Here is a 25,290-nt window from a genome sequence, read left to right on the forward strand (position 1 = left end):
TCAAGAATCAACCGAAGCAACCGTCAAGCATCAGCCGGAAACATGTAAAGCCTCAACCGAGGACGATGTGTCATCCATCAGCCGAGGCCATACATCCGGATTGGTAGGCCCCGTGGGACTCGAACCCACAACCCGCGGATTAAAAGGCCGCGCGACGTCCTAAACTCTGCCCTCTTCAGTCGCTGCTAGTGTCGTTGCGAGCCTCTCGAGCCGACTTGTACAGCAATGATTGACTCGACTTCGTGTCACGAACCGTGTCACGAGGTCCCAGCTAGTTTGCGGAGGCGAGCTGAACCTTGTAGGCGCGCCTTGGTCTCAGGATCGTCTCGGTCAGAAGACGTAGAGGACGAGCGTGGCGGCCGGGGGAGAAACCCATTTCCCGCGCACTCAGTAACGCTGCAGTGTTCAATCACGGGCTTCCACCGCCCCGGGCCGCCGCCCTTCCGGCGCGCGGTGACAGACACGATCCAGGCAGGCCTGCGGCCGCACGATCGAGCCGACTGCGGTCGGCCCTGTGCCGGTTGGGTTTCCTTCCCTCCTGGCGTCTCCATCATGACCCGACACGCCTGGCCCGCAACCACCCCGCCTACGGCGGTCCCTCCGGGTTCGCAGTGGTTGCACCCCAGCCGCTTACGGGTCCGGACTCCGCTTGCCAGGAGGGGGCGGAAAACAGTCGGCCAAGCAGAGCGTTCGACGGCCCGCCACCTGGCAGGAACCGGAGCAGTCATGATCACAGCGGGCGCGAAGTCCATTGCCTTGGTCCACACCCACGCCGACGGAACCATCGCGTACGGCACCAGCAAAGGCGACGGGTCGGCCGAAGTCCTCAAGGCGAACGGGTGGCGCTGGTCGCGGAACCTGCGGGCCTGGTACATCCCTCACTCCCGCGACAAGCTGTCAAAGGACTGGGTCACCGACGCCACCAAGACTGCCCTGGAAGCGGCCGGGTTCGAGGTCGAGGTCAGGATCCACAACGACATCACCCGCAGCGTCGAGGAACGCGAGACCGACCGCGCCGACCGCCTCGAAGCCCGGGCCGAGATGCTGAACGACCGGGCCGCGCGGCATCAGACCATCGCGGACAGCGCCGACGCGGCACGGCGACAAATCAGTGACCACATCCCACTCGGTCAGCCGATCCTTGTAGGCCACCACTCCGAGGGGCGACACCGCCGCGACATCGCCCGCATGGACCGCCTCATGCAGACGACGGTCGAGTCGTCACAGGTGGCGCGCGACGCCCAGCGGCGTGCCGACAATCTGATTGGAGCTACCGAAGCCCGCAACAACCCCCGCAACGTCGCAAGGCGCATCGAAGACCTGGAGAAGACCCACCGCGCCACCGCCTGCCAGCTCAACGGCTACAGCTTCACCCGCTACGGCTACACCGAGACCCACGAACCAGCCACCGGCGACCGGGCGGAGCGGCTGCGGATCGAACTCGCCGACCTCGACCGGCAGCTCACCCACTGGCGGAAGGTCCTCGACGACCTCAAGGCTGATGGCGCCAAAATGTACGGCCCCGACGACATCATGGTCGGCGACTTCATCTACCGCAGCAGCTGGATGCGGGCAATCCGGGTCAACAAGAAGTCCGTCACCGTCGAATACGGGCCGCTCACCTACACCGTCAAATATCACGAGATCCGGGCCTACCGCCGCGCCGAGGCCGCCGAGCAGCAAGACTCCTGACAGCCCGGGCGGTTCCCCACCGTACGCGTGCGGGAACCGCCGGCGGGCCGATTCCCGCGTCATCGGGCATCGAGCCCTCAACCACAGCCAATGCGCCAGTGCGGCGATCCAGCCCGGACCGGGGCGGCCGACCCGGCGCGGTGGTGATCGTGCAGGACATGATTTCGGTAGTGAGCGGATGTGCTGAAACTGGGGCATGGACGAATGTTGTGACCCGAGCGGCTACCAGGCTGTGTTCTCGTCGCGGTTCGCGCGGAGGGCGCCCAGACGATATTCCACGCGTGTGTTGAGTCCGGAGGCACCGCCCTCACGGGCTTGACGAGAAATCACCAGTTCGCACGGTTTCGACTCGATTTGATTTGATTCGTCTCCACGTCTCTCCCACTCTGGTCCCCGGCTGAACTGATCGCAGCGCGTGGGGATCAGGAGTGTTGGCGCGTGACGCCTCGCACGACCTCTCCACCGATGAGCGGTTTGTCCGCAGGACCCTTCAGGTACGGACCGCGGTAGATGACCTTGTGTCTTTGCTCGCTCGGATACCACTGGCGAACCTTGTGCATGCGTACGATCCAGCGATGGTTCCATCGGTCGAGGTTCTCGCCGTCCTCGTCCGGCGCGGGCGAGCGGTCCCGGCTCGGCCGGAGCTCGACGACCCGCACCTCCGGTGGCGCTTGAACGCGAGCGGCTGTGACGCGAGCAGAGTGGTTCACGTCTGCCTCAGTGATCTGTGCGATTTGCTGTTCGCAGAGACGCCAGAAGGCATACATGAAGCGCAGCATGAATCGGCCGTCAACGTCGTCGATCTCGTCGCCGGATACGTAGTCGCCGGAGACGACAACTTCCGAGTCGTAGCCCTGGTCAGCCAGCAACTCACGTTGGGAGGCACCCACCGTGCGTGCACCCGTTGCCCACGCCTCAAGGTTCTTGCGATGGATGTTGGAAGGTTCGAACTCGAGTGGGAAGCACTGGATGCCATCGAGCATCAGCGGCGGCAATGGGGTGCCCTCGGTGCGGGCCTGCGCCAGGAGCTGGCGGAAGGAATCGACTTGCACTGGCCCGTCGCGGTCGAAGTATGTCGAGATCTTGACTGCGGGATGCGAGACGAACCCTCCTGACGATGGGTCGGCCATACGCATTGATACTGGACCGCGCCACAGGAACGCTCGATCGTCACTCACATCGCCGTTCACGGTCTTCACCAGCAAGGGCCGCGGAAGCACGAGAAGACCCGAGCGGCTTGGCAAATCATCGGCGCGGAGCAGACTGAGATCATCGAACGTGAGGCTTGCTGCGGCAGCCGCGACCACATCAAGCATCTGCGGGCTCAGGATGTAGAGATCAGCTCCGGCGAGGTCGGCGGCCTCGTCGTCGACTACTTGCTCGCCTGCTGCGTACCAGTGCTCCGGATGCCAGTCCTCCGAGTAGCCAAGCCCCGTGATGAGCATCAGAGCCGCCGCCTCGTCATGCCCAACGTGCGCTTGATGCAGCTGAAAGGCGTCAAGCAGCCGCTGGGCACGATCCATTCGTGCGATCGGTGCCCGCCTGAGGAACTCGGTCGTCGCGACACGGTATTCCCGCGCGGTCCGGGCGGCGCCGGCAGCCGTCCAGCCCTTCTTGCTCTTCCTGGCCACAGACCTCTCCTCGATCCCCAGATGGCCTCCCTATGCAACCACACGACACCGAAGAGTGACCGACAAGCGGACGGACTCACCTGACTCAGAAGGCGTCGTGGAGAGTGAATGGGCCTGACGTACTCGGCCTGTGGCGCCCCGGCTCGCCAGGCCGCCACGACGACGGCGTCACGTCATACCGTCTAGGAGGGGTGGGGGAGGTTCGGGTTCTCCGGGTTCGCGAAGGTCAGGATGTAGCGACCGCAGCCACAGTAGAGTTTGCCGTTCACGATCGTGCGGGGGAGTCCGCATTTCCCGCGCCAGTCGCGGGGCCCGGGCGCGTCATTTCCGGGTCGTCGTGGGTCTCCCATGTCGTTCCCTGGAGCACCGGCCACCCCTTCGACCCGAGGTTCACCGGCGGGCTCGTATGCGTCGGTCGGTACACGGCTAGCTCGACGGCGCGTAGCTTTTCGACCGGAGGCCGGTTGCTCGCGAGGATCACCTTCACTTCCTGCACCACTCCGCATTGCTTGCAGTCCTCCCGATGCTCCATCGACTCCCTCGCCCAGTCATGATGGGTTAGCCATCACTACGAAGCTAATAGCTTCCTAGTGTAGAGACAACCTGAGCCAAGGAGTCACGATCATCGCAAGGCAGCTGTAGGCGACATGCCGACTGGAGGAACAGCGTGAACGATGGCGGCATGGCCACGGATCCGATCGACGCGCTGATCGCGGCGAACGTACGGGCGATCCGGGCGCGGAGGCAGGAACGCCAGGAGGACCTGGCGGCCGAGCTGGGTTGGTCTCGCCCGGTGGTCGGCGACCTGGAGAACGGGCGACGCCGCGTAACCATGGCCGACATGCTCCTACTGTGCCGGGCGCTCGAGGTGGACCTGCGGGAGCTGTTGCGGGGCTTGGATCCGCAGGACCTGCACGCGCTCGGTCTAGACAGGCGCCGGCCTGAAGGGGATAGAGCGTAAACTGACGCCGACCGGGCGGTGATCGCCGCCAGCGGCGGGGTCGGCATCGCCGGGTGACCCGGCCGGGGGAGTCGCGCGACCGGTCGCTGGGCGGGTCAGCCAAAGGCTCAGCGGCTCTGTGTAACGCGAAGCGGGTATACACTTAGGCTAGCCCAGGCAGTAGCCGAGGGAAGTGGACCCGGGAGCCAGCCGGACGACTGGTCGCCCGGGTTTCGCGCGTTCTAGGGCAGATCGGTGACCTGTGCGACGATGCCCTCGACTCGTCGGCGCCAGTCTCCGCCCTTGCCGTATGCCCACGCGGCCGCGTCAGCGGTCCACAACAGCGGATCGGCGGCCGGCGCCAAGTGGAGCCAGGCGAACCGACCCCGGGCCGCGAGTCGGTCAGCGAGCGGCCCGATGATCTGATTGTCGCGATGGTCCTGGCCGCACGACTCGACCACCAGTCGGTCGACGTCGAGCGCCAGCAACGCGGGGATCAGTGCCCGCAAGCAGTCATCTCTGCTGCTGCGGATCGGCCGGCCGCTCACAGGTGCCCGATACAGGTGGTGGATCTGCAGCCCGAGCCCGGCCAGTGTGGACAGGATCTCGCGACGCCGGCTGTCGTTCTCGTCCTTCATATGGAGGCGTCGCTGACCCGGCTTGCACAACTCTCGCAGCTTCCCGCGCGCGGGCGCGAGGTCGCCGGCTGCGATCACGGCGGCGGACATGAGATAGCCGTTCCGGATCGACTCGTCGACGAACGCGTGCGAGGGCATAGCGAGCACTGTAGGTGCCTCCGCAGACACCTCAAACCCCGTTGTCCACAGGCACCTGTGGAAGGCCTGCTCCGGCATCCCACCGAGACATGATGGCCTCTGCGGGACTCGAAGCCTCAACCCGCGGGTTAAAGGGCTGCGCGATGGCATGAACTCTGCCATCTCTAGGCGCGTCGCGAGTACCGCCGCCGCCGGACGCCCCCCTGCCAGCACGAGTTCACTTCAGCTCGCTCATGAACCGTGTCACGGGATGCTGCCGGGCGCCGGTGAACATGTACGGCAGCGCGACGACGACGTCCCGGTAGAACGCGGCGGACTCGTCGATGTCCTCGACGGACAAAATGACCTACCCGACACGTTCCACGAGCCCACGCTCGTGGTCCGCGGCTGAATCTTTGACGGTTGCGTCAGTCGCGGCGGTCCTCGCGGCGGTCACCCCGATCGTCACGCCGGTCGTCACGCCGGTCGTCGCGGCGGTTGATGCCATGTGCGACGACCACGGCACCTCCCACGGCTGCTGCGGTCCTGCGCCTGCGTCGGGCTGCAAGTGGCATCTCAGATACCTTCCTCGGTCTTGTTGGTCTCTTCGGTCTCTGCGGCGTCGGCCTCGATCGCGGCGAGCACCGCTTGGATCGGGATCCGTCCGCTTGCGGCCAGCTGGCCGCCAGCGTGTCGCACCGCTGCCCCGAACGGCGCGGCCAACAGGTTCTCCCAGACGAGTACCGCGGCCGAGCTGCCGGGCTCGATGGTCTCGGCGAGGTCCTCGACGACAACCCGACTCCATGAAACCGTCTCGATAGGTACCCCAGCACGATTCAAACCTGTCGACGCACGGTCTATCTAGCGCCGCCGGGGGAGCGCGGATCGGACTCGACCATCCGAGCAGGGGATTATGAGTCCGACGGCCGTTGCCTCTGGGGCCTCCATCAGGCTCCAGGAGTTCGTATCCTCACCCGATCTGACCCCTATGCCAACACCGATTGACTCCAGTTGGCCCCACGAATGGCCCCACGCGGCCGACATCTTGCGAGAGTTCTCCCATCAAGCTTGGGCGGCCTATCACGGCGGTAGCCGCTCTTGTGCTAGGTGCAATTTTGGTTATGCTGCTTACGCTCCATCGACGTGTTCGCGTTCTCCGTGCCGGCATGGGCGGTGCGCTTGGCCGCGCCGTCCTTACGACCGAGATCGGGGCTGGCGCTTTACACGGCCGCGCAGGGCCAGGAGAGCCAGGCCGAGCAATGCTGGGGCCAGTGACGCGCGGCCGGCCCTGCAGTAACTTGCCCCATGCGGTGAGTGTGACCTCGTCGTCGGGGAGGGACAGGGTGGCTCGGAAGGCGTACAGCAGGCTGGTCCAGTAGGAGGCCGGTTGCGGGGGCTTGTCTTTTGTGAAGCCGCACACGTGGAATGCGAGCGCGAAGAGCACCGTCACGATCGCCAGACAGGCAATGGCCCGCCGGGCCTGCAGCCGTATACGGATACAGGCCAATAGGCGGTCAGTACCGCACGCTCAAAGCGACCTCGAGACGTTCCGGTGGACTGACGGTTGCTGTCGCTCCCTCCGGAGGCCGTGCGGGCGTGGCGTCGTATCTCCGTGTCGCGGTAGTAGAAGTCGGCGGCCCCAGGCTCATCTTTGCTATCCTCGCACCCCTTGCGAACGCTCGGCCCCGCGATGTGCCCGCCTCTATCCTCGCCGGCGCGGCGATGTCCCCCACGTTGTCGGCCATGCAGGATCGGTCCATCGTTCCAGGCTTAGGCTGAGCGGGTTCGCGGCCGCCACCAGCGGGCCGCACGAGCCGGACGAGCCGTCGACCTCGGACTGACTTGCCCTCCGGGCGCGTTCTTCGGCAATCACCTGCCGCCAATCCCGTGTCAGCCGACTCGGGGCGGTTGCGAAGTCAACGCCTGCTTCCAATCGCAACTTGTTTTGCGCACCTGCGAATCGACAGTTGGCAAGACTTACGTCACTGAGCCTGAGCCCAGCAAGGTTGGCTCGCCGCAGCGACAGCACCTGCGGCTGCTCGCCTGGCAGTTCCAGGCTCCAATTATCGGCCACGCTCTTCTCGTCAGCCTGGAGTTCCTCGCTGTTCAGCGAGGAGATACCCCGAAAGGATCGCCGGTTCAGAGAAGTCGGAGTTGTCCAGCATCACGTCGGCGTAGCGCAGCCGGAACTGGACGCCCGCCGGCGTCGCCGATGAAGGGCGCATCGCTGAGTTTGGCATAGCCGGTGAAGGTCGCACCGCCGAAGTCGGACTGAACTAGCGCCCGGCCTGAGAGTCCCGCGGACTGGCGTGGCCTGTGACGCCCGGGCGACGGTGGGTTCGAAGACGATGTGCTCCATGGAATTCGCGATCGCCCTCAATTGGCGAGCGACAGTGCATTGTTCGCGGCCTGCCGTGGTAGTCGAGGGGCTCGAAGAGCGCCCGACGGACGACGAAGAGGGCGGCGGAACTTGCCACGGCGCCTAGTTCACGCTCGAGGAGTGTGTGATCCAGCCTCAACCAGCCATTCTGAGAGCTCCGTGGACTTCTCTTGCCCCTCGACCCCACGCCGCTCGGTGCCGAAGTCTTCCTGGCGGCCATGCAGGCCGCAACAGCGGCGCCGCCGACCGGTGTGCTCGTCACTAGATCCTCCCAGCTGTGATTGCCAGGTACAACGTCGAAGATCGGCGTGCAGGCCGTTGTCGGCTCCGAGTTCCCGAGCTCGCACCGCCGGACCCTATGTCCTCACTCGCCACTTGGGCGACGGCGTCCAACGACAAGTGCGCCAACCGCTTGACGGCACGAACTCCCAGCAGGACCATCGTGCCAGTGGGCGGAGACCGCAATTGGTACGTGGCCGAGGGGGTCAGACAATTTCGGCTCGCGGCTTGAGCGATGCCACGCCGCACGCCGCCCGGGGGGAACACATGGCCGACTCATCTGACAGCTACAAATACGAACGCATCTTTCCGACGCAGGAAGACCTCGCTGACTGGACTATCGACAAAGCAGCCGATTTGGCTTCTGGTCCATGCCCCCAAATGCACGCACAAGACGACAAAGAAGTTACATTCGACGGCGATCGCTGCATCGGTCAGGCCGGCCGAAGTAGTGGCTCGCACCCGCCAATTCCAGTGCGACTGCCGAAGAGAACATAATGACGGCACCGCGACCCAGCTGAACTGCGGCAGATGGTGGCTCGCGACAGCGAAGCCAGATAGTGCGCCGCCTATCACACCCGCTGCCGACGACAACATGCTTCTTGCTGCGGTAGAGCTCGAAAAGAGTCAAGCCCAGGCGGAGGCCAACGTTCGATCGGCGGCCGACAAATGGATCGCCGGCGTCACTGCCATATTCAGCTTGTTTGGACTTGCAAGTCTGGTCACGGGCAAAGATGCGCTCGCCGGCGTTCCCAACTGGGCGAAGATTACTATTGGAGTGTTGCTGCTCATTGCCATCATCTGCGCAGCAATCGCCTTGGTGTCCACTTTTCGCGCCGCATATGGCTGGCCCCACAGTGTCAACGTGTCCACTGATCGGCGCCTGCGTGACTGGTTCGTCAAGCGACTACGGACAGCGGCCGACGCTGCTGACAACCTGCGGTTGGGGGTCCTGCTCGCGCTCACTTCCCTTCTCGCAGTAGTGGCAGCCGTCGCCGTCCTTTGGTTCGCACCAACCAAACCGCCAACGCCCATGCTCAAAATCACCTCGACCAATGAGACAGTCATGTGCGGAGAGATCCTGAATACAAAGAACACCGGGAAGCTGCGAATTCGCTATACCGACGGATCGGTACATGAGGTCGCGGTTACAGAAGTATCAAAGGCAGAAAATGTCAAGACCTGCCCAGGCTGACTCATGAACGACGACACGTGCAGCCACGGAGACGAGCCTCTCTATTATCACTGCTGCGCAGGGATCGGGACTGAACCAGCAGGCGTACATGCATTGGTGATTGGCGTCAGCCGCTATGAGCGGCACCCTGACTCCGATCGTTGCTGGGAAGAACTTATGGGCGCCGCCGCGGGGGCCGCCAACTTCGCTCGCTTCCTTGTGACCAACTTCCGTGACCCGGATCAGGCGCGCCTTCGAACCGTGCGCGTGTTACTAGCACCAGCCGAAGGAGAAGAGAAACATATCCAGGTCTCAGGGCCATGGCAGCCCGCTGATTATGATTCTGTCGGCGATGCCATTGATGCGTGGGTAAAAGATGCCGACAGTCATTATGGAAACTTGGCCGTGATGTACGTGTCTGGTCACGGTGTCATTACGAAAACGGGAGCGCAATGGGCATTCCTAGGCGAGGCGGGCAGGGTCGACAGCCGGTACCGTTATGCGATCAATCTGTACGGAATCCGCGAGAGAATGCGCATGGTGAAGGCACGCGCAAATCTGTATGTCTTCGATTGCTGCGCCCGGGTCGATGACCAGGTGCCTGAATGGCACGGTGAACAGGGAGTCGGATGGGCCGATCGCTCGCCCGGCGATAAGGCGATTCGCGAAAAAGAAGTTGTCATTTCGGCGCGCAATGGCACACAAAACTACATGATAAATGCCGTCGACGCGACCCTGATGTCCTGGGCGCTTGTCGGTCGCGCAGAGGACGACGCATCGCGGTATCTACTGTGCACGGCTGGCGAGTTCGTTGATAGAGGTCAGCCGGAAGTGCCCGGCCGCGATCCTGAGGAGCGCGTCTATGCGGTCACGACTTCTCGACTAAGGTCCAAACTACTTCCCCTCATGAGGGATCTCAAGCCAGGTGCTCAGTTGGGAGGCGAGGAGCCAACGATCCATCCGTTGGTGGAGAAGGCTGTACTCACGTGCCCATATCCGTTGCCGAAGTTTCGCATTGAGATAGTTGCGAGTCAATCCGAACTATACGGAATACTTGCTGTCCAGCTACTGACGAAAGAGGGGCATGACACTGGGCTGGGCGGTCAGATCGGCAAGAGCATTGAGCTCACGATTTACGCCGGGCTCTATGACCTTGAGGTGACGCCGTCAGCGTCGAGTTCGATTCTGGGCCGGACATTTGATCTAGACGTTGATCGCGATAAAGTTGTTGGTCTTCGGCTCGCGGCCAATGGACAGCTTAGGATAGTCCGCGGGGCAAGCTCGATATGAGCACGCCAAACAGGGACGAGCCGACGGCCGAAGTGACAGTCCGGTGGCATGACCAACCGACCGCGGTCGATTTGACGGATGTCGTGCCAACGCGAATCACGTCGGCTGGCGGGCAAGTATTCTTGGCCCCTGGCGAGAGCGTGAGGCTTCCAGCGGGTCTAGTTGTGGTTCGTGCCGAAGTTCCAGATCATGAAGTCCTCGAGTCGATGTTTCTGATTCCAAGCGTGCGGCGCGTCACCTTGATTCTGAGTCGCGATGCGCTAAAACCGCGCCATGCCCTCTTGAATGCGAGTCACTTGCCATTTCCGGTCGCGATCGACGTTGGGTCACGTTCGGTTTCGCGAATTGGCGCGCGGGCCTCGGTCGACATATCGCTAATGCGCAGTCCTGATGGTTTCGCTGTGACCCGATTGGATGGGAGCCCAATCCCACTGGAGTTTGCGGTGGCGACCCGATTTACTCCGCGCAGACTCTTGGCAGTGCCTCCAGTCGGCCAGGCGGATGAGTACCGCGTACTCTGGCAGGGAGAAGGTGCCTCCGTAGTTCGGCCGATGATAGAGCCAACCGATGTTGGCGGAAGAGTTCTCGTCGACTACTTGCGTAGCGGCCGCTATGACCTCGCGGCCGCTGCTGCCCGCGGCGTCGAACGGAGACGCGGAGCAGCCAATCCGCTCGACTGGGCGGCAGCTTCTTACACTCAACTTCTCATCGGATACGCCTACGCCCTGGGGGAGGACCGTGAGAACTTGCTGGTTTGGTGTCGACGGACCGCAGCGGAAAGGTCTCTCGGTGCAGATGGGATCGTACTCGCTGCTCGCGCGGCATGGTTGAATTCGCAGCCGGAGTCGGCTCGCGGTAAGTTGTCACAAGCCGCTGACCTACCACCGCCAGTAGTAGCGCTCGGCGCCGAAATGGGTATCCAGCTCGCGATGTTCATCGGGGCCAATCGAGATGTTGATCGAAGCGGACTAGCGCTGGACGGGCCCGGCACCGAACTGCTACGCATGACGAATCGCTGGTTGCAGGCGCTAAGCATTGCTGATCCCCAAGCCGTGAACTTCTCCGTCCCTGAGACTCAGCAACATAGCCCGGATCTATCTACTGCTCCATGGCCCCGAAGACTGCGTTGGCTCCTTCGGTACACACTATCGAGGTGGCGGTACGACCACATTCTGCGCGACGCCAGCGAGAAGCGCGTACGCCAGACAATCAAGGAGGTGTCTATGTCGGCGAGCACTATTATACCTGTCGCTTCGCACGTCATCGAACCAGCTTCGTTTTATCGCAGGTGGTGGTTGATTCTGCTAGCAGCTGCGATTGCCGTGTGGCTGGCACTCTCGGTGTCCTTGATTATAAACGATACTTTTTCGAGCACTGCTTGGCTGGTTCTTGGCTCTGTTCAAGCGATCGCTTTCAGCTTTGCTGGTGTGCTGTTTGGCATTGACGTGCAGAGAGAACGAGATGGAGGAGCAGAACGTCGCGCCGCGGCCGCAGAGAAGATGGCAATCGACTTTCGTGATGATGCGATGCGAGGTCGCGCACTCGCGGCCGTGCTGCAGGCCGAAGACGTCAGCGCCGAGACGTTGTCGCAGGAGACGGTGGCTGTTCTCAAACGTAATCGATACCTGGCAATCAATCTATTTGGCGAGCTCGTCCGCAATGGCCAGAAGGGGCCAGCTGCAGAGGCAGAATCGATTCCGATAGGACCGCTAACGCCCTGACGAGGTGTTGTTGACGCCAGGAGACGAGCCGACCCGAATTCCGAGAACAGTGCAATGAAGATGAGCCATTGGCACAGCTGGTCGAAATCAGGATCTCCACCATGCGACGCCTTACCAAGTACATCTGTAGGCCACGGAGGTAGGGCCATTCAGCACGGCATCACACCTCGACTCCAGCTCCGGTAGGACACCGCTGCATGTTTGCCGGCGGGGCCAGAGCGAGCCTGCGGCTGAGCGCATCGGGAGACCACGAGGCCCCGAACGGCTCGCGCGTTCTACTGCTCGATGATCCGACAACCGTTGTGCTTGAAACTACTCGTTGCTCAGATCGATGCGGGGTTGAAAGATGACGTACGCCGAGGCACGAAGAATTACGACGATGCATGCGCAGTATGTGAGGCCGGGAAGTATGACCGACCAAGAAGTCCACTCGGCGGCTCGCGCGGCGAGGACGAGGCAGTAGACCGTGAAGGCGCCGATGACAGCGAACGTGCCACCGTACGCGATAATCGTCGCGGCGCCCAACGACCAGCACCTTTCACGCAGCTTGTCGATGTCGGTAAACACGGCTGCCGACCGCGCTGCCCAGCCAACGACACTAGCCGACTGAGTCCGCGCTATTCGACACGATTCATGGCGTGAACCATGGCGCGCCGCGATGGATCCACGTTGGCCGCGAGGCGTTGGCGACCGGCTGATCCGGACGGCCTCGACCGTGCTGCTCCGCGGCCACCTGCGACTCGAGGCAATTCGCCGACGCCCCACCCAGGACCCGACGTGACCCAGTCTCCATTCGACAATCGGCTAGTCAAGGACAAGTGGGGCCTAGGCCCCGAGGCGACCGAGCTGGCTTCATCGCTCGCTAAGACACGAAAGCGTAGCGGTAAAGGACGCTGCCTGAGACAATCTCGTACGTGACCGCCGAGGGTGAAGACCTGCTCACGACAGGTAGGTCTCTATACAAGCAAGCTCGCCAAGATCTGGAAGCGCGCGGACCCTCATCCGAAGCGGAGCGCAAACTGCGTGAAGCTCACGTTGCCCTCAGATCGGCCATGAACTGGTTGGAGGACTCTCAGCTATTCCATGACGCGCATCGACTGCTGGATGAAGCTGGAGCCCTCGCGCGGAACGAATTCCCAACCGGGTGCCACCTAGCGTACGAAAACTCAACCTACTTTCAGCGATGCCCCGTGGCGCTGGCCCACAGTCGTGTCGCGTTCAGCCCAGAGTTCTTGGTACGCGATGCGGAGTGCTCAATCTGTCATGCTGATTATCGCAACTGTGACCACGTTCCGGGACTGACCTATGGCGGCGAGGAGTGCCGGCGCGTGATCACACGACTCGACATCCTAGACTTCATGCTCGTTGAACGTCCCGCCGCCCCCGACGCGCGAATCCAGGAAATCTCGATAGAGACGTCCCGACTCGCGCAAAGTCTCGGTGCCGACTTTCACCCGGGCATTCCCGTCCTTTGCGACAGGTGCCTGTCGCCCTGCGAAGGCGTCGCTCGGCCGTTCAACGAAGGTTGAGTCATCGCCCTAGAACTAAATGAGCACAAGAACGACCCCAGCGACCGCGCCCGAGATGTCGGATGGCGGGGGGAAGCCGGCGATCAGATCGTGCACATAACTAGGCGGATTCTTCCGTAGCCCACGTAATACGTGTGGAAAGTAGGGACCAGGGAAGTGGCCGCGATCGCGCGGCAACTCCTGAAAGATCTGCTGCCCCACCAGTTCGACGGGCTCGGCTAGCGCGGCAGACTTCTGCCCGTCTCGCCGAGTCGATACTGATTTGAAAATGTGCTTGGCTACTTCTCGAGGGCCAGATTGAGGATCGACTAGGAATTCCCTCAATACACCGGGCCGCAACTGCCGGAAGTTGACATCTCGTATGACTCCAGTCGGCCTATCCGGATCGCCAAGATCCTCAAGCGGCACACCTTCGGCCAGCGTGAGGTCGAACAGTGCACCTTGATCCCGGGTGGCGGGCAACGAGTATGCGGGCATGAGGGTAACCGCCATGCGGGCGCACGATAGGCACGGGAGCACGCGACCGTGCGAACACTTCAGATCCCTGCGGAGCACCAGCCCTCCCATATAGACACCGTAGATGGCAGGCACGTTGAACTGATCCGCGGTAGCGATTAGGTTTCGCTGCTGAGCGCCGTTCCCGTGGCTGACGTCCAACTTCCATCGACTAGGACCGCCCTTGATTCGCTTCGCTTGAACGAGCATCCCGAAGCACTCCTGGCTTGACCTGTCCAGCCACCACCAAAGCCAGTCCGCCCCAACCGCGGACTCCTGCGGGCGGTTGAAGGGAATGGGCTTCACCAACGGGGTGCCCGCACCAATTGCGATTTCCGTAACGGTCTCTTCAGTCCAACCAAGGCCGTCGCGATCTTGGCGATCCATGTGTTCTTCGGCGCGCACGCGAATCCGGGTCAGAGCTTCCAGCAGCGTAGCAGGTGGCCTGTCTGATTGGTGAAGAGTCACTCTTCTATTGTGGCCTACGCAGGGCGCCCTGGGGTTTAGCTGCGCTGCGCAGGCTCTACTGTCTACGGCGCACCCACGAAGGGCCGTCGATTGACCTGCTGGAGCCCTCGACGGATCGCCTCTCGAAGGCTGCCTAACCAGATCCCGCGCGACGACTAACCGATGAGCGACTCGCCGCCTGGGCGCCGGCCGGATCGAGTATGCGGTGTACCGGGTCACCTGACTTGCCGGCTAGTTGCGGATTAGAAGCCGCGATGGCGTAACACTAGCCCGCTCCAGTCGCCGCGAGTATCGCGGCCGACCCGGTTGGCCACCTTCTCCAACGCCAGTTGATTCCAGATCGCGTCACAAACCGTGTCATGCCATGAGTGAGTCCTAACAGCTGCCGCGTGGTTGTCAGGCTCGGCTGTCTCTGGCCTCAAGGTATGCCGCGCGCAGGAGCGCGAGCAGGTCCTCGTCGTACTTGCCTTTGATGTAGTTACCTCGGCCGATCTCGTTGGGCACCGCCGCGTCGAGTTTGGCTAACGTGGCCGGCGCTTCCTGTGCGAAGACGGTGCGGTAGGGGGACAGGTAGGGGCCTTTGTCGTTCCAGATCGAGACCAGGCCGCGAGATTGCCCTGGCAGTCTCGGATTGAGTACCCATCGACCCTTGCCGATCGAGGTGAAGAGGGTGGCAAGCCCGTCGCGCTCGAGTTCACGTGCCCAGTCCAGCAATCGACGTAGCAACGGCTGCTTCTCGAGTGGCACTGTCTCGATGGTCGCGGCAAACGCATCGGAGCCACGGAGGATCTCGCTCTCAGTCGTTGGTTTGCCCGTTCCGGCCATCTCGGCAGTTACCTGCGTGCGGTCTGGCTCGACGAGCTGCGGAACGAGAAGACGCTGGCCAGCCACCTCATACGCTGTCACAACGACCAGGTCGAGGGCCAACCGATCGCTCGTCACGTCCTGCAGGTAGCCAACCAGATCCACCAGGTCCGCTGGCGCTTCGTCGAGCACAATCACAGCACGCAGCCGACCATCGGCCAGCGCATCTTCGAACTGAGCCTGGAACGCATCCTCATCGAAGCTTGGGTCGGCCTCGGCCGCAGACTTGGCAGCGTGGGTGATCGAGGGGTAGCCATGCTTGTCGAGGTAGCTCCGCAGAACTGCGTTTAGGCCGGATCCGTCGAGTCGCCGCAGGTAAGCGGCGTAACCGAGCACCTGCGTCAGTGACCGTCGTCGATCTGTGTTCGACGCCAACTTGATCTCAATGACGACCGGCCTGCCCGTCTCGACCTCAACTGCAAGCAGGTCAGCCCGTTCCCGGCCGCAGTTCACTTCCTTCCCGACGATCGCGAGCCTCGGCGTGCCGGCTAGAGGCAGCATGGCTGGCGTTTCCTCGATCAGATCGTGAAGGTCTGATTCGCTCACGAATCCAGTAGCGGTGAGGGGTCGCCAGCGGCCCTCTCCGCCCAGGCTCCAAACTCCCGCCATCGCTGACACCTCCCCCCGCCCTCCCGGGCACCAACCACAGACTATCCGGCGCCACCAGTGATGACGTCCCGCCTCGTGGAGGCGGCCTCGAGGCACCGCGCGCCTGAGCCTGCCGTTGACATAGCCAGACGTCCCCTGGGCGCCGCTCTCCTCCGCCCTCAGCCGGGGTTCGCCCGAGCCGCATCGAGCCGACCTCGCGACGTGCGCTGGCCTCCCGCGGCGGAGCGGTCTGAGCCACACGGCCGTGAGCCTCAGAGCGTGGCGGTACCGCGGATTAAAGGGGCAGTGATCCCATAGCAACCAGCCTCTCTAGGCGTCAGAAGTCCGGGTTCAAAGGACCCTGGCCCCGCCGGACGACGCTCTTTGACACCATTTCGCACCACGAGTGATCCCACGGCCGCGGCCGAGACGTCGAGCAGTGGAGCAAGTACTGGGGTCAGCAGATACGGGCTGGCGCCGGCTTCCGGACCAGCTCCTGACCGCTTCGAGCCCAGAAGTTGCCAAACGTGTCCGTGAACTCGAGTGTCGCCCCGGTCGTGAGCTCACCGAACACGACCTCCCGCCGGCGCACCTCGTAGGTGTCCACGATGTGCTGCCCGGGGAAGATGGTCCCGTACACGATCTGCATTGGGTAGTCATCCGCGGCAACGATAAGCACAGCACCATCGATTGGATACGGACCCGAGTTGAGTACCTCAACATCCACGGGCGTTACACCGTCGAAATCGTCCGGCGGAGGACCCTGATGCGGTGGTCTCCAGGAGACCTTGACACCGGCGGCGCGAGCCATAGCCTCGCGGCGCGCATCCTCGTCCCGGGCGTCCGTGAGACGAGCGTGTTGGGAGTCCCTGCGATTGGCTCGGAGCTGCCAGACGGCGGCGCCGAAACCGAGGCCCGTAAAGATTGCGCCGGCCCACTCGGCCGCGCTACCAAAGTCGATCACGACTGAAGCCTAGGCGTCAGCCAGCCGGAAGGCCGAAAGTCATGCCGTTGGAGGAGAGCGCTGGTGGGGGTTAGCCAGATCGCGGCGGTTGGTAATGCATGAGGCGACCACCGGATTAGAACCCGCCGAACTGTTTGCCGAGGCCGTCCCGACAGGTGCTACCGCGTGACGCTACGCACTACTTCCCCACCGATGAGCGGCTTGTCGGCAGGACCTTCACGAACAGACGAACGAACGGTCCCGGGTTGGCCGAAGCTCGACGACCCGCACCTCCGGTGGCACCTGCACACGAGCTGCTGCGGCACAGAGTGGTTCATCTCGGCCTCAGTGACTTGGGCGATCTGCTGTTCGCAGAGACGCACTCGGCCGGGGAGCGGCGACTGGCCGATCCTGACTTCAGTTGACTCGGACCGCCCGCCTCTTTGTTCCCGGAGCGTTCCCACGCTGAACTGCTGGGCGGTGCCTCGTTCACGCCCAGCCGAGTGCCTGAGCCTCGAGTCATCCGAGCCATTTGCGTAGCGCCCAGGCCACCAGTTGAGCGAGGACGATCTGGCCCAGGAGTCTGGCCGATCGCAGCATTCCGCGTCGCCGCGGACTCTTGTTCGGCTCAGCCGGATCGTGCTTATCGGGGACTCTCATGATCGTTCCGTTCTTGAAGGGGCTGGTTCTGAGTCCAGTCTTGAACGGCTTCGCGCTAATCCAGAAGGATGTCTATTACGGTTGATGTCACATCAGTCAATCCACCGCGGGCGGGTTCGCTCGAAGGCGAGACGGCCAGCGTCCTCCATCGACTGCTCCAGAGCTCGCTGCCTCAGCCTCATGACCGCAGGCGTCAACCACCGGATCCTGGCGACACTCGCGTCGTTGGCAAGCTCGGTGGCCAACGACCTGACCTTCCACAACCACAGAGGACGCTGGACAAAGGGACCCCGCGCGCCCAAGGGCTGGACCAGGCGGGCGAACAGGGCCGGCGAGGTCATGGCCGCAATGAGTGCAGACCGCTGAGCTGGCTCAAGGTGTGGGTTGGCGTCGATGACGTCACGCATGTTGCGTGAAGTCGCGTCCCTTGCGTTCGCGACGAGCTGATCACGAACAGCAAGGTCAATCAGGCCTAGGTTATGGGCACGGTGCGCAGGTACAAGGACCGGACCTATGTAGTCGCGGTCCAAGTTCAATAACAGGGCCTCGGCGATCTCGACAGCCGGGCATGGACCGGCAGCCTTGATAACGGTGTGCAGGCTTGGCACGGGATCACTGATGCTGAGGACCGGCCAGATCAGCTGCTGGCTGCCCACCTGCATTTGGAGAGCACGATCCTCCTGGATCAGAGTGGCCAACGGCCGCGGCAATGGTTCACCGATCGGCACCGCGACACGTTTCCAGCTTGTCGGAATCCGCAGTGTCCACCCTGGAGGCTCGACCTTATGTGTCCTCGTCGGCCCTCTGAGCAGCCAGAGTCCGATCTCTCGTAGCTCAACTCGCCGCTCCGCCCGCCACACCGCAGCGCCACCTCGCCCCGCGAAGTCGCGGCTCGGCACTGGTGCTCCGGCGAACCATTCCGGATCGCGTCTCTCCAGGCTCTGCTTGATACCACCCCAGCCACGCGGCTTCTGGTCGTACAGCATCTGCTCATGCCGCAACTGTTCACGCTCATCGACGTTCGGCAAACCGAGGAGCTTGCGGGCGAGGTAGTCAACCATTTCGTAGCGGAAGCGATCATGCCAGGCGACATCCTCCTCAAGAAAGTGAGCCACATCGAGACTCCGCTGGTCACCTCTCTTGATGACGGAGGCTTCTGCCCGAGTTGTTGTGGCGGCGACCACCAACCGCCACAACCCATGCACAGACCGATGCCGAAGCAACGGAAGCAAGCCGCTCAGCACCTCATCATCGAACGGGTGCTCGACCACAATCGCCGTCACCACCGCATCCGCCAACGATCGGGCCTGGTAGTCACGGTGCCCTCGCCGCGGCGACTGGCCGGGGAGCAGCAGCGAGAGGCCCCTTGCAGCCTCAGCAAGGCCGGGCGGAAGCCGCAGCCGCAGTCGTAGCGCGATGCTCTCCTCGCCCCTATGACGCGGTGGCGGGGGATACCGCAGCACAGTCGAAATGTGAGTCAACCGGTCATCTTCAGGCAGAGCCTGCTGACGTTCGACATGCCGACTCAGGAGTCGGCGCAGCATCTCGTCGCGAGAGAGGTTGTGCGCTGCCATGAGGTTGCCGAGCGCAGTTGCCGCGCAGCCCGGCACCTGTACGTTGGTCTCTTGATACTTCGCCACAGCTAAGTGTCAGCGACGTGGTCGCCCGATACATCACGGACTAAGCGGCGCGATCTGGCGCGGCGGGATCGTCATCCGATTCCGCCGCCGGCAAGAAGCAGCTGCTGGCCGGCTCCATTCATCCCTCGAAGTTGTCGACACGGTCTTCCGCGTCCGCCAAGCTGTCGAGCATCCGGTCGAAGGCTGTCTCATCACTCAACGCCGCCGCGAACGCCCGGCGGTTCGGCTCGTCAAATGGCACTGACAGTCCGGCCGTGATGTAGCGCATGGCCAGTCGCGAAGGTGGAAGGAGGGGCGCGCCTACGGCAGGCCGGACATCGAACGGCTCGACTTCTCCAAGCCACGCGGCACGGCAACTTCTACAACAAGTACTGGCGTGCAGCTACTCGAGCGGCCGGGGTTCCGGACTCGGTGCGGTTCTACGACCTACGCCATGCTGGAATCTCGCCGCACGTGAACCGGCTGGGGAGGGATGACGCGCTCTCGCTGCCGGAGATCCAGGAGCGGGCCGGACATGCCTCGAAGGTCATGACGCTCGATCGCTACTCCCACGCGCCGAAGCGGGACACCGACCGCATCCGCCGCGCGCTCTCGGCGGCGACGACTGCGACCAGTGCCCCAACTGTCGGGCATCTGCGCGTTGTACGAGGGGGTGGGGCGGACTAAGCCACCATTTCGCCGGTCGGCGTGATGATCGTGATGGTGTCGCCGGATGCGCTCGACCGGGATGCAGAGTGCCAGGTGATCGCGGCTGTTCGCTTCTTGAAGGTGATGCGGACGGCGTTGTTGTCCAGCACGCCGATCCGAAGGCGTGTTCCGTCTGGCGTCGTGACATCAAACGCCTCAACCTGCTTGGCCGTGGTCACCCCTCTTGTCGATGGTGCCGAGGAGCGTGCCAGTTCAGCGTCTGAAGCGCCTGCTATATCCCGATTCGATCACCTGTTTCAATCTCCCACGCCGGGCGTGTCGTGGATCGTTCTGGATCTGTTGTAGGGCAGGATGCTCCTCGGGTCGGGATTCCCCGGCCTGGCGGCGCATTGCCACTTTGCGCCGTGTCCGTCGATGATCAGGAGGGAGGAACTCAAATGGTCACCGCTCCCTTCCACTCGATCAAGCAGTCCGTTCACCACAACAACACGTCGTGCAACACGGGCAACAACATCGAGTCGGAGAACAAGCGCTCGGGCACCGGCGGCAAGCCGTTGTGTCAGGAGTGCAGCAAGCTCTGACGCAGGGGATGCGCGTCTGAGCAAGAAGGAACCCCGGTCGCACTGAAGTGCCTGTAACACCTCAGGTCGGTTCCGGGGTTCCGTTTCCAATCCAATCACGATCTCGTGTCACCGGAAAGGTGCTACGGGCAACGACTCTCAGTGCGCAGGAAGTTGCGCTGAGGGTCGTTTGGTTGGGCGTCGCTAGACGGCCATGACATGGGTTGAGGGGTCGGGGCGGGCCGGAGGGACCCGGCCGACGCTTCTGGCCGGGAGAGCCATACGTAAACAGAGCCGCGCACGGTTCCATGGGCGTCATCGGCCGGAAGCCCTCTCGCCGTGTCGGCGGCAAGGCGAGCCTTGGTTGCGGAACTTCCCGCAACACCCTCGACCGTGTCCAACGTCACGCCGCTACGTGGCCGGCAGTCGGCTGGGTGACCGCCCTAGAGCATGCCCGACCCTCTGCTAGTCATCCAAGAGCCTTCGTGACGACGATCGTGATCACGGTGCCAAGGAGTGCGCCAATTATGGTGGAGATGATCGCCAGCGTGATCGAGTCTTTGTTGCGGCGCCAGAACGTCGGTGCGTCAAAGCGGCGAGAGCAGACAATCAGAGTGTGGCGTTGTAGTTGGATCCAGAACGACGCACCACCCAGCAGCAAGATTGGTAGCACAGATGCGATGAGGAGCAGCTTCTTCTGGGCGGACCAGTGCACGTCGGCAGGCGAACTCGCGAGGAGCACGAGGACAAAGATGCTCCAACCCAAGGACAGCACGGAGAAAGTGATGGTGTTGAAGATGATGGTCGATGGCCAGCGTCGGCATGGCCGCAGGATGTCTGCCACCTTGTTGACCAGACCAACAGTCGTCGGATCGTCCTCCGCACCGTAAATGAACCCTCTATTTGGTAGCAGGTCAACCGAGACGTAGATCGGGCGCGCTCGGACGATCTCGATCTCATGGAGGGTCGTGTTCTTGAACTGTCGCAGTTCATCCGCTCCGCCCGCGGTGCTGTAACCCGGAACGGAAATTTTGACATCGGCGCTGTCGGCCCCCAACAGATCGACAATCTCTTGGACGTCGTCGATGTAGAGCCGACTCCGCCATATGCGGCGACGAACATGCTGCGGGACGCGTTCCACGACGGCAATAGTGCCACGAGAAGTACCCCACTCGTAGCTAGCGGGAGAGTGTCGTAGTCAAGCTGCCGATTTGATTGCCGAAGCCGGGGGCCTCGGAGGTTAATGCAGCGACCCGCGCGAAGGCGACGAACCTGCCGACCCGGCTCCGGAAGGTCGTGAGCGGCCTCCTTCGCCGCGCCGGCGCGGGTTCCACCGGGAACCCACATCCGCTCTGGCGAGGCTTGGCGGAGAGCCTGGAGCACACTTTCCGGGTGTTCGGGGTTCGGGGGGCCTATCCCGGCCTGTCAACCCAGGAGAGCCAAACGTAGTCACCCGGCCGGACCCGCCTACCCTGGGACGCAGACAGCCCGGTCACTTGCCCCTGACCGGGGTGTTCGTTCAGTGCAGTGATTCAGTTGTGGCTAGCCCATCAAGACGTCAGCCCATCGGTGTAGGCGATGACCGCGTCAGCGTACTCGTCCTCATTGAGCGTGGCGCAAGCGGCAGGACGGCCTTCCGTTGTGCTGGTGCTGGCCTTCAGTGCAGCGACGCACTCCGCGATGACGGCCGGATCGGTGGGTGGTGCAACGGTCTTGACCGGTGTAGCGGTCGGGTACTCGGTGGGCTTGGCGTCTCCCAACGACAGCAGCACCGGCTCGTTCAGATCGCCTCGGGTGTACCTCACTTCGCCACGGTGGGATACCTCAATGGAGTAGAACTCTTCGCCTCCAGGTACTCCGGTGACTGTGAACGGGAGCGTGCATCGATAGGGCCACGGCGCACCCTCGTCATTCGGGTTGGCGAGTAGCTCCGAGACCCTGGCCGCGCCCACGGTGCCCAGCGCCAACACCTTGCCTGTTCCGTTCCTCGTCGTGACCTGTGCACCGGTCGTGATGTCCTCGTAGCCAGCTTCTGGAGTGCACGGGTTGCCGATCTGTGTGACCGTGCTGGTGTCGGTGGAGATGGCCGCGCTCAGCGTGATCGTTCCGCTGATCGTGAACGCCGGACTTGATGCCGGAGCTTTGGCCGGGTCGTTACCGCAGCCGGATAGCAGCCAGACGGCAGTGACCGCAGCGACGGTTGCAATTGCTCGCATAGTTCCCCCTTTGCTCGGTCATCGTTGTTTGGTGGCTGGGTGTTACGTCTGCTCACGTTTGATACCGGACAGTCGACATGTGCTCGACGGACAGATCTTCGGGCTAAGAAGCTGCGCGAGCCGTTCGCGGAAACGGAGCCGCGTGGAACGTGACCGCCGATGCGGCAGCTGTCCGTCTGCGTATGCGATCCGCGAGGTTGCGACGGTTCCTGCGCTCTATCGAAAGGGAGTAGTCTTCCCTTCACTCAACCGGTTACCTGAGGACGTTCAGCGCTAGGACGTCGAACAGGCATAGGTGTACAAGGTGAGCGATCCATTCAGTGATCCCGACGAGGCAATGAGCGATGCTGACGACGCCCTCGCCCGTCTGACTACCCGCACCTACATCACGAAGAAGTCACCGCCGCCGCGCGAGGTACAAGTGCGCAAGCAATTTCCGACAGTGACGAGTGACGGTCAGTAGTTCGCGCCCAACAGATGCGCGCGGTGGCGCCAGGCGAGTGTCAAGCAAGCGGCGCTAGTCTGGCCGAGAGGCTCGCGCGTCGTCAGGCGTTTCACCGTCTCTTCGTCGAAAGGCAGCCCGCGGATCGATTCGTTGTTGTCGAGGGTGAACACGACCTCGCCCTCGGGATTCGTGGCTACCAGGTCGCGGAACAGGTCGTCGAAGACGGTATCGTCGATGACTGTTGCTGTGGCGATGGAAGAATTGAGGCTTAGTGCGTCGAGAATGACGCCCAGGGCATAAGGGCGCACGGTGCCTGCAGCACGAGCGGCTGTCATGTCTCGGTAGAACGGCCAGATCTCGTAGTCGACGGGTACGCCGCTGCTGCCGTCGTGTTCTGGCTGGCCGAGCATTTCCTCGGCGTACTCGCGGACCATGTTGCGCCAGATGTCCAGGTCACTCGCGATGCTTCGGGGCGAGATGCTGGCGGGTTGGAACTCCCCAGCGGGCAGGAGACTGAAGTGCCTGCCGTTGGTGACCTGCGTTGGGTCTCGTCTGAGCAGGAAGAACGTCCCGGTGCCGTCCGCCGTGTTCCGGCGGATTGTGAGTGTGCTGATGCCTGGGTTGACGATCCGAGCCGACAGGTCGAACGGATCTGACACCAAGCCTCTGAACGGCAGATGTGACCAGTCGAGGTGGCCGGCGAGCTCAGCTGCCGCGGCCTCGTGTCCAAGTGGCTCGGAGACATCGAGCTTGTCGAAGAAAGTCGCGAGACCGAATCTCATCCTGCTTGTGCCTTCGCCCCACTCAACGTCGGTGAGTCGGTAGCTGTGGCGGTTCTCGAACAGTGCCGGTTTCCGCAAGTACCGGATCGCGGCTGTGTAGCGCGTGAAGGCGTGTCCTGGCGCGCGCAAGGGGAGGGCGGAGCGGGCCTCTGCTTCGATCCCGGTGATTCGTGCCGTCGGGGGGTTGTCGTCCCAGTGCAGAACGAGATTCTCAAGCGGCACCGGCCCGCTTGGAAGCCAAGAGGTCGTGCTGATCGCTGGCACGTGATCCACGCGGAGCGCTGGATCGTACAAGTCGGCGGTGCGCGCGGCTAGGCCGATGCCGCTTTCGATCAGGTACTGCCGCACCTCGCGCCAGTGTGTCTGGCTTGCTTCAACGGCCGCGTCGGGCGACGGTCTCTCATCGGCTTGGGTTGGCCGAGCCTCTATCTGTGAGGTGGCGCCGGGCTGTGCGTCAAGCAGCATGCCGAAGCGTCGTTGGACGCTGTCGTCAGCGTCCCTCAGCGCAGCGTCGAGTACCTCTTGCATACCCGGCGAGAGCACCATATTCGGGTTCGCCTCCCAGTTCGCGACCGTGCGGACTCCGGCGCCGAGGCGGCTGGCGAAGGCTTCATTACTCATGCGCAGGGACGCTCGGAGCGCCGACGCTCGTCGGCCTGTCCACAGGTCCACTACGTCCATCGTGTGAGTCCCTTCGCGAGGTCGAGCCAGACAGACTGCACTGTCGCTGCACTGTGGATGCATGGTCGCGGCATGTTGAGCGAGTCACCTTCAGTATTCACTGGTTCATATGGCAACCAGGGGCACCGGAGATTCGCGGACTCACTCGGCTTGCGATTGCTGGGATGAGTCGGTCACCAGTTGCTCAAGGTGCTCGACTCGCTGCCGCAGCGAGTCGAGGTCGGCGCGCAGCCTTGCGAGCTCCGAACCGTTGTTCTCAGCAGTAGCAACGAAGACGCCGACACCTGGCGCGGAGCGGAGGAGGCCTTCCGACTGGAGAGTCTCGATCGCGCGGCGGACGGTCATGAGCGCCACACCAAAGGTCGTAGCGAGCTTGGGCCCGGCGGGCAGCTTCTCGCCCGGCTCGAGTTCGCCGCCGGCTATCGCTTTGCGGATGCCGGAGGCGACCTGGAGATAGGCGGGTCCGGCGACCTGATCGTCCAACTTCATACCTGAACGGTAGTCCGGGCTAGATCAGCTAGTCATGTCTACTCGCGAGCCGGTGTCGACAAAATCAGACTAGACTAGACTAGTCTGGACTAGAGTTGCTTCGAGAGGAGAACGGAAATGCAGGAGTCCAATGAGGGCAAGCGTCAATGGCTGAACGTCGCCGAGATGGCGAAAGAGCTGGGTATCGCCGAGATGACGCTCTACCGCGCGATCGCAGCGGGAGAGTTCCCGGCAGTGCGGATTGGCAGGCGTCTCTTCATTCCCGCGCGAGTCCTAGACCGCATGGCCGAGGCGGCGATCGCGACTGGACGCGTCGTGACAGCGGCTGAGTTCTGCGGTGAAGCCTCATGACCGCAGGCGCGACCGACCAACAAGCGATTACAGACCGGCCCCGCCCAGGCGCCAACCAGAACAGGGCCG

At 63.0% G+C, this 25,290-nt stretch carries 24 protein-coding genes; 10 read left to right on the top strand and 14 right to left on the bottom strand.

All coding sequences use genetic code 11. The features are described from left to right. Window positions 1–726: 726 nt before the first annotated feature. Window positions 727–1,692, top strand: coding sequence for a DUF3560 domain-containing protein (locus ACGFH6_RS44090; RefSeq protein WP_393397224.1), 966 nt, complete (start codon window positions 727–729; stop codon window positions 1,690–1,692). A gap of 422 nt (window positions 1,693–2,114) precedes the next feature. Here ACGFH6_RS44090 and ACGFH6_RS44095 read toward each other — a convergent pair whose 3' ends face one another. Further along, window positions 2,115–3,323 (bottom strand): hypothetical protein, encoded by a 1,209-nt coding sequence (locus ACGFH6_RS44095; protein ID WP_393397226.1) that lies wholly within the window; start codon window positions 3,321–3,323, stop codon window positions 2,115–2,117. 682 nt (window positions 3,324–4,005) lie between these two features. On the opposite strand from ACGFH6_RS44095, the gene ACGFH6_RS44100 reads away from it, so the two are divergent. Then, on the top strand, window positions 4,006–4,284 hold the full coding sequence (locus ACGFH6_RS44100) for a helix-turn-helix domain-containing protein (protein WP_393397228.1): 279 nt from the start codon (window positions 4,006–4,008) through the stop codon (window positions 4,282–4,284). Between the two features lie 221 nt (window positions 4,285–4,505). On the opposite strand, the gene ACGFH6_RS44105 is transcribed toward ACGFH6_RS44100, so the two are convergent. The 3 genes from ACGFH6_RS44105 to ACGFH6_RS44115 form a co-directional block, all read right to left on the bottom strand. Further along, window positions 4,506–5,039 (bottom strand): hypothetical protein, encoded by a 534-nt coding sequence (locus ACGFH6_RS44105; protein ID WP_393397230.1) that lies wholly within the window; start codon window positions 5,037–5,039, stop codon window positions 4,506–4,508. Window positions 5,040–5,256: 217 nt separating this feature from the next. Beyond that, entirely contained in the window at window positions 5,257–5,379 is a 123-nt protein-coding gene (locus ACGFH6_RS44110) for a hypothetical protein (RefSeq protein ID WP_393397232.1), read from the bottom strand. A 215-nt stretch (window positions 5,380–5,594) separates the two neighbouring features. Further along, a complete protein-coding gene (locus tag ACGFH6_RS44115; RefSeq protein ID WP_393397234.1) occupies window positions 5,595–5,741 on the bottom strand; it encodes a hypothetical protein in 147 nt (48 codons plus the stop codon). Window positions 5,742–8,272: 2,531 nt separating this feature from the next. Here ACGFH6_RS44115 and ACGFH6_RS44120 point away from each other — a divergent pair. From ACGFH6_RS44120 to ACGFH6_RS44135, 4 genes are all read left to right on the top strand, one after another. Continuing rightward, the gene (locus tag ACGFH6_RS44120; protein WP_393397236.1) at window positions 8,273–8,872 is read left to right on the top strand and encodes a hypothetical protein; all 600 of its coding nucleotides are present in this window, start codon (window positions 8,273–8,275) and stop codon (window positions 8,870–8,872) included. 3 nt (window positions 8,873–8,875) lie between these two features. Then, window positions 8,876–10,141, top strand: a complete 1,266-nt coding sequence (locus tag ACGFH6_RS44125; RefSeq protein ID WP_393397238.1) for a hypothetical protein — start codon at window positions 8,876–8,878, stop codon at window positions 10,139–10,141. A 1,223-nt stretch (window positions 10,142–11,364) separates the two neighbouring features. Further along, on the top strand, window positions 11,365–11,862 hold the full coding sequence (locus tag ACGFH6_RS44130) for a hypothetical protein (protein ID WP_393397240.1): 498 nt from the start codon (window positions 11,365–11,367) through the stop codon (window positions 11,860–11,862). 914 nt (window positions 11,863–12,776) lie between these two features. Further along, window positions 12,777–13,391 carry a hypothetical protein gene (locus ACGFH6_RS44135; protein WP_393397242.1) on the top strand — a complete coding sequence of 205 codons (615 nt, stop codon included), beginning with the start codon at window positions 12,777–12,779 and terminating at the stop codon, window positions 13,389–13,391. Between the two features lie 15 nt (window positions 13,392–13,406). Here the strand turns inward: ACGFH6_RS44135 and ACGFH6_RS44140 are convergent, their stop codons facing one another. From ACGFH6_RS44140 to ACGFH6_RS44160, 5 genes are all read right to left on the bottom strand, one after another. Further along, window positions 13,407–14,354, bottom strand: a complete 948-nt coding sequence (locus ACGFH6_RS44140; protein ID WP_393397244.1) for a DUF6615 family protein — start codon at window positions 14,352–14,354, stop codon at window positions 13,407–13,409. 396 nt (window positions 14,355–14,750) lie between these two features. Beyond that, window positions 14,751–15,764, bottom strand: a complete 1,014-nt coding sequence (locus ACGFH6_RS44145; RefSeq protein ID WP_393397246.1) for a hypothetical protein — start codon at window positions 15,762–15,764, stop codon at window positions 14,751–14,753. 499 nt (window positions 15,765–16,263) lie between these two features. Next, entirely contained in the window at window positions 16,264–16,770 is a 507-nt protein-coding gene (locus tag ACGFH6_RS44150) for a hypothetical protein (RefSeq protein ID WP_393397248.1), read from the bottom strand. A 731-nt stretch (window positions 16,771–17,501) separates the two neighbouring features. Further along, window positions 17,502–19,049 carry a hypothetical protein gene (locus tag ACGFH6_RS44155; protein ID WP_393397251.1) on the bottom strand — a complete coding sequence of 516 codons (1,548 nt, stop codon included), beginning with the start codon at window positions 19,047–19,049 and terminating at the stop codon, window positions 17,502–17,504. Window positions 19,050–19,167: 118 nt separating this feature from the next. Next, on the bottom strand, window positions 19,168–19,317 hold the full coding sequence (locus tag ACGFH6_RS44160) for a hypothetical protein (protein WP_393397254.1): 150 nt from the start codon (window positions 19,315–19,317) through the stop codon (window positions 19,168–19,170). Between the two features lie 143 nt (window positions 19,318–19,460). Between ACGFH6_RS44160 and ACGFH6_RS44165 the strand changes: the two genes are divergently transcribed. Beyond that, window positions 19,461–19,715, top strand: coding sequence for a hypothetical protein (locus ACGFH6_RS44165; protein WP_393397257.1), 255 nt, complete (start codon window positions 19,461–19,463; stop codon window positions 19,713–19,715). On the opposite strand, the gene ACGFH6_RS44170 is transcribed toward ACGFH6_RS44165, so the two are convergent. Beyond that, on the bottom strand, window positions 19,712–19,915 hold the full coding sequence (locus tag ACGFH6_RS44170; protein WP_393397260.1) for a hypothetical protein: 204 nt from the start codon (window positions 19,913–19,915) through the stop codon (window positions 19,712–19,714). The two genes, ACGFH6_RS44165 and ACGFH6_RS44170, sit on opposite strands and share 4 nt — an antisense overlap. A 219-nt stretch (window positions 19,916–20,134) precedes the next feature. Between ACGFH6_RS44170 and ACGFH6_RS44175 the strand changes: the two genes are divergently transcribed. Next, entirely contained in the window at window positions 20,135–20,278 is a 144-nt protein-coding gene (locus ACGFH6_RS44175; RefSeq protein WP_393397263.1) for a hypothetical protein, read from the top strand. 448 nt (window positions 20,279–20,726) lie between these two features. Here ACGFH6_RS44175 and ACGFH6_RS44180 read toward each other — a convergent pair whose 3' ends face one another. Then, a complete protein-coding gene (locus ACGFH6_RS44180) occupies window positions 20,727–21,398 on the bottom strand; it encodes a hypothetical protein (RefSeq protein WP_393397266.1) in 672 nt (223 codons plus the stop codon). Window positions 21,399–21,807: 409 nt separating this feature from the next. Next, window positions 21,808–22,062 carry a hypothetical protein gene (locus tag ACGFH6_RS44185; protein ID WP_393397269.1) on the bottom strand — a complete coding sequence of 85 codons (255 nt, stop codon included), beginning with the start codon at window positions 22,060–22,062 and terminating at the stop codon, window positions 21,808–21,810. A gap of 715 nt (window positions 22,063–22,777) precedes the next feature. On the opposite strand from ACGFH6_RS44185, the gene ACGFH6_RS44190 reads away from it, so the two are divergent. Next, window positions 22,778–22,936: a hypothetical protein gene (locus tag ACGFH6_RS44190; RefSeq protein WP_393397272.1), complete on the top strand. Its 159-nt coding sequence runs from the start codon at window positions 22,778–22,780 to the stop codon at window positions 22,934–22,936. Here the strand turns inward: ACGFH6_RS44190 and ACGFH6_RS44195 are convergent. Next, window positions 22,930–24,321 carry a hypothetical protein gene (locus ACGFH6_RS44195; RefSeq protein ID WP_393397275.1) on the bottom strand — a complete coding sequence of 464 codons (1,392 nt, stop codon included), beginning with the start codon at window positions 24,319–24,321 and terminating at the stop codon, window positions 22,930–22,932. The two genes, ACGFH6_RS44190 and ACGFH6_RS44195, sit on opposite strands and share 7 nt — an antisense overlap. A gap of 201 nt (window positions 24,322–24,522) precedes the next feature. After that, the gene (locus tag ACGFH6_RS44200) at window positions 24,523–24,870 is read right to left on the bottom strand and encodes a GntR family transcriptional regulator (RefSeq protein WP_393397277.1); all 348 of its coding nucleotides are present in this window, start codon (window positions 24,868–24,870) and stop codon (window positions 24,523–24,525) included. A gap of 117 nt (window positions 24,871–24,987) precedes the next feature. Between ACGFH6_RS44200 and ACGFH6_RS44205 the strand changes: the two genes are divergently transcribed. Continuing rightward, the gene (locus ACGFH6_RS44205; protein WP_393397280.1) at window positions 24,988–25,221 is read left to right on the top strand and encodes a helix-turn-helix domain-containing protein; all 234 of its coding nucleotides are present in this window, start codon (window positions 24,988–24,990) and stop codon (window positions 25,219–25,221) included. Window positions 25,222–25,290: the final 69 nt, after the last annotated feature.

It is taken from the genome of Kribbella sp. NPDC049227 (assembly GCF_043197265.1).
Classification (GTDB): domain Bacteria; phylum Actinomycetota; class Actinomycetes; order Propionibacteriales; family Kribbellaceae; genus Kribbella.

Excerpts from the sequence above, each read along its gene's own strand:
- ACGFH6_RS44090 (WP_393397224.1), top strand. The coding sequence starts at position 727 with ATGATCACAGCGGGCGCGAAGTCCATTGCCTTGGTCCACACCCACGCC.
- ACGFH6_RS44100 (WP_393397228.1), top strand. The coding sequence starts at position 4,006 with ATGGCCACGGATCCGATCGACGCGCTGATCGCGGCGAACGTACGGGCG.
- ACGFH6_RS44105 (WP_393397230.1), bottom strand. The coding sequence starts at position 5,039 with ATGCCCTCGCACGCGTTCGTCGACGAGTCGATCCGGAACGGCTATCTC.
- ACGFH6_RS44120 (WP_393397236.1), top strand. The coding sequence starts at position 8,273 with ATGCTTCTTGCTGCGGTAGAGCTCGAAAAGAGTCAAGCCCAGGCGGAG.
- ACGFH6_RS44125 (WP_393397238.1), top strand. The coding sequence starts at position 8,876 with ATGAACGACGACACGTGCAGCCACGGAGACGAGCCTCTCTATTATCAC.
- ACGFH6_RS44130 (WP_393397240.1), top strand. The coding sequence starts at position 11,365 with ATGTCGGCGAGCACTATTATACCTGTCGCTTCGCACGTCATCGAACCA.
- ACGFH6_RS44160 (WP_393397254.1), bottom strand. The coding sequence starts at position 19,317 with ATGCGCTACATCACGGCCGGACTGTCAGTGCCATTTGACGAGCCGAAC.
- ACGFH6_RS44175 (WP_393397263.1), top strand. The coding sequence starts at position 20,135 with ATGGTCACCGCTCCCTTCCACTCGATCAAGCAGTCCGTTCACCACAAC.
- ACGFH6_RS44195 (WP_393397275.1), bottom strand. The coding sequence starts at position 24,321 with ATGAGTAATGAAGCCTTCGCCAGCCGCCTCGGCGCCGGAGTCCGCACG.
- ACGFH6_RS44200 (WP_393397277.1), bottom strand. The coding sequence starts at position 24,870 with ATGAAGTTGGACGATCAGGTCGCCGGACCCGCCTATCTCCAGGTCGCC.
- ACGFH6_RS44205 (WP_393397280.1), top strand. The coding sequence starts at position 24,988 with ATGCAGGAGTCCAATGAGGGCAAGCGTCAATGGCTGAACGTCGCCGAG.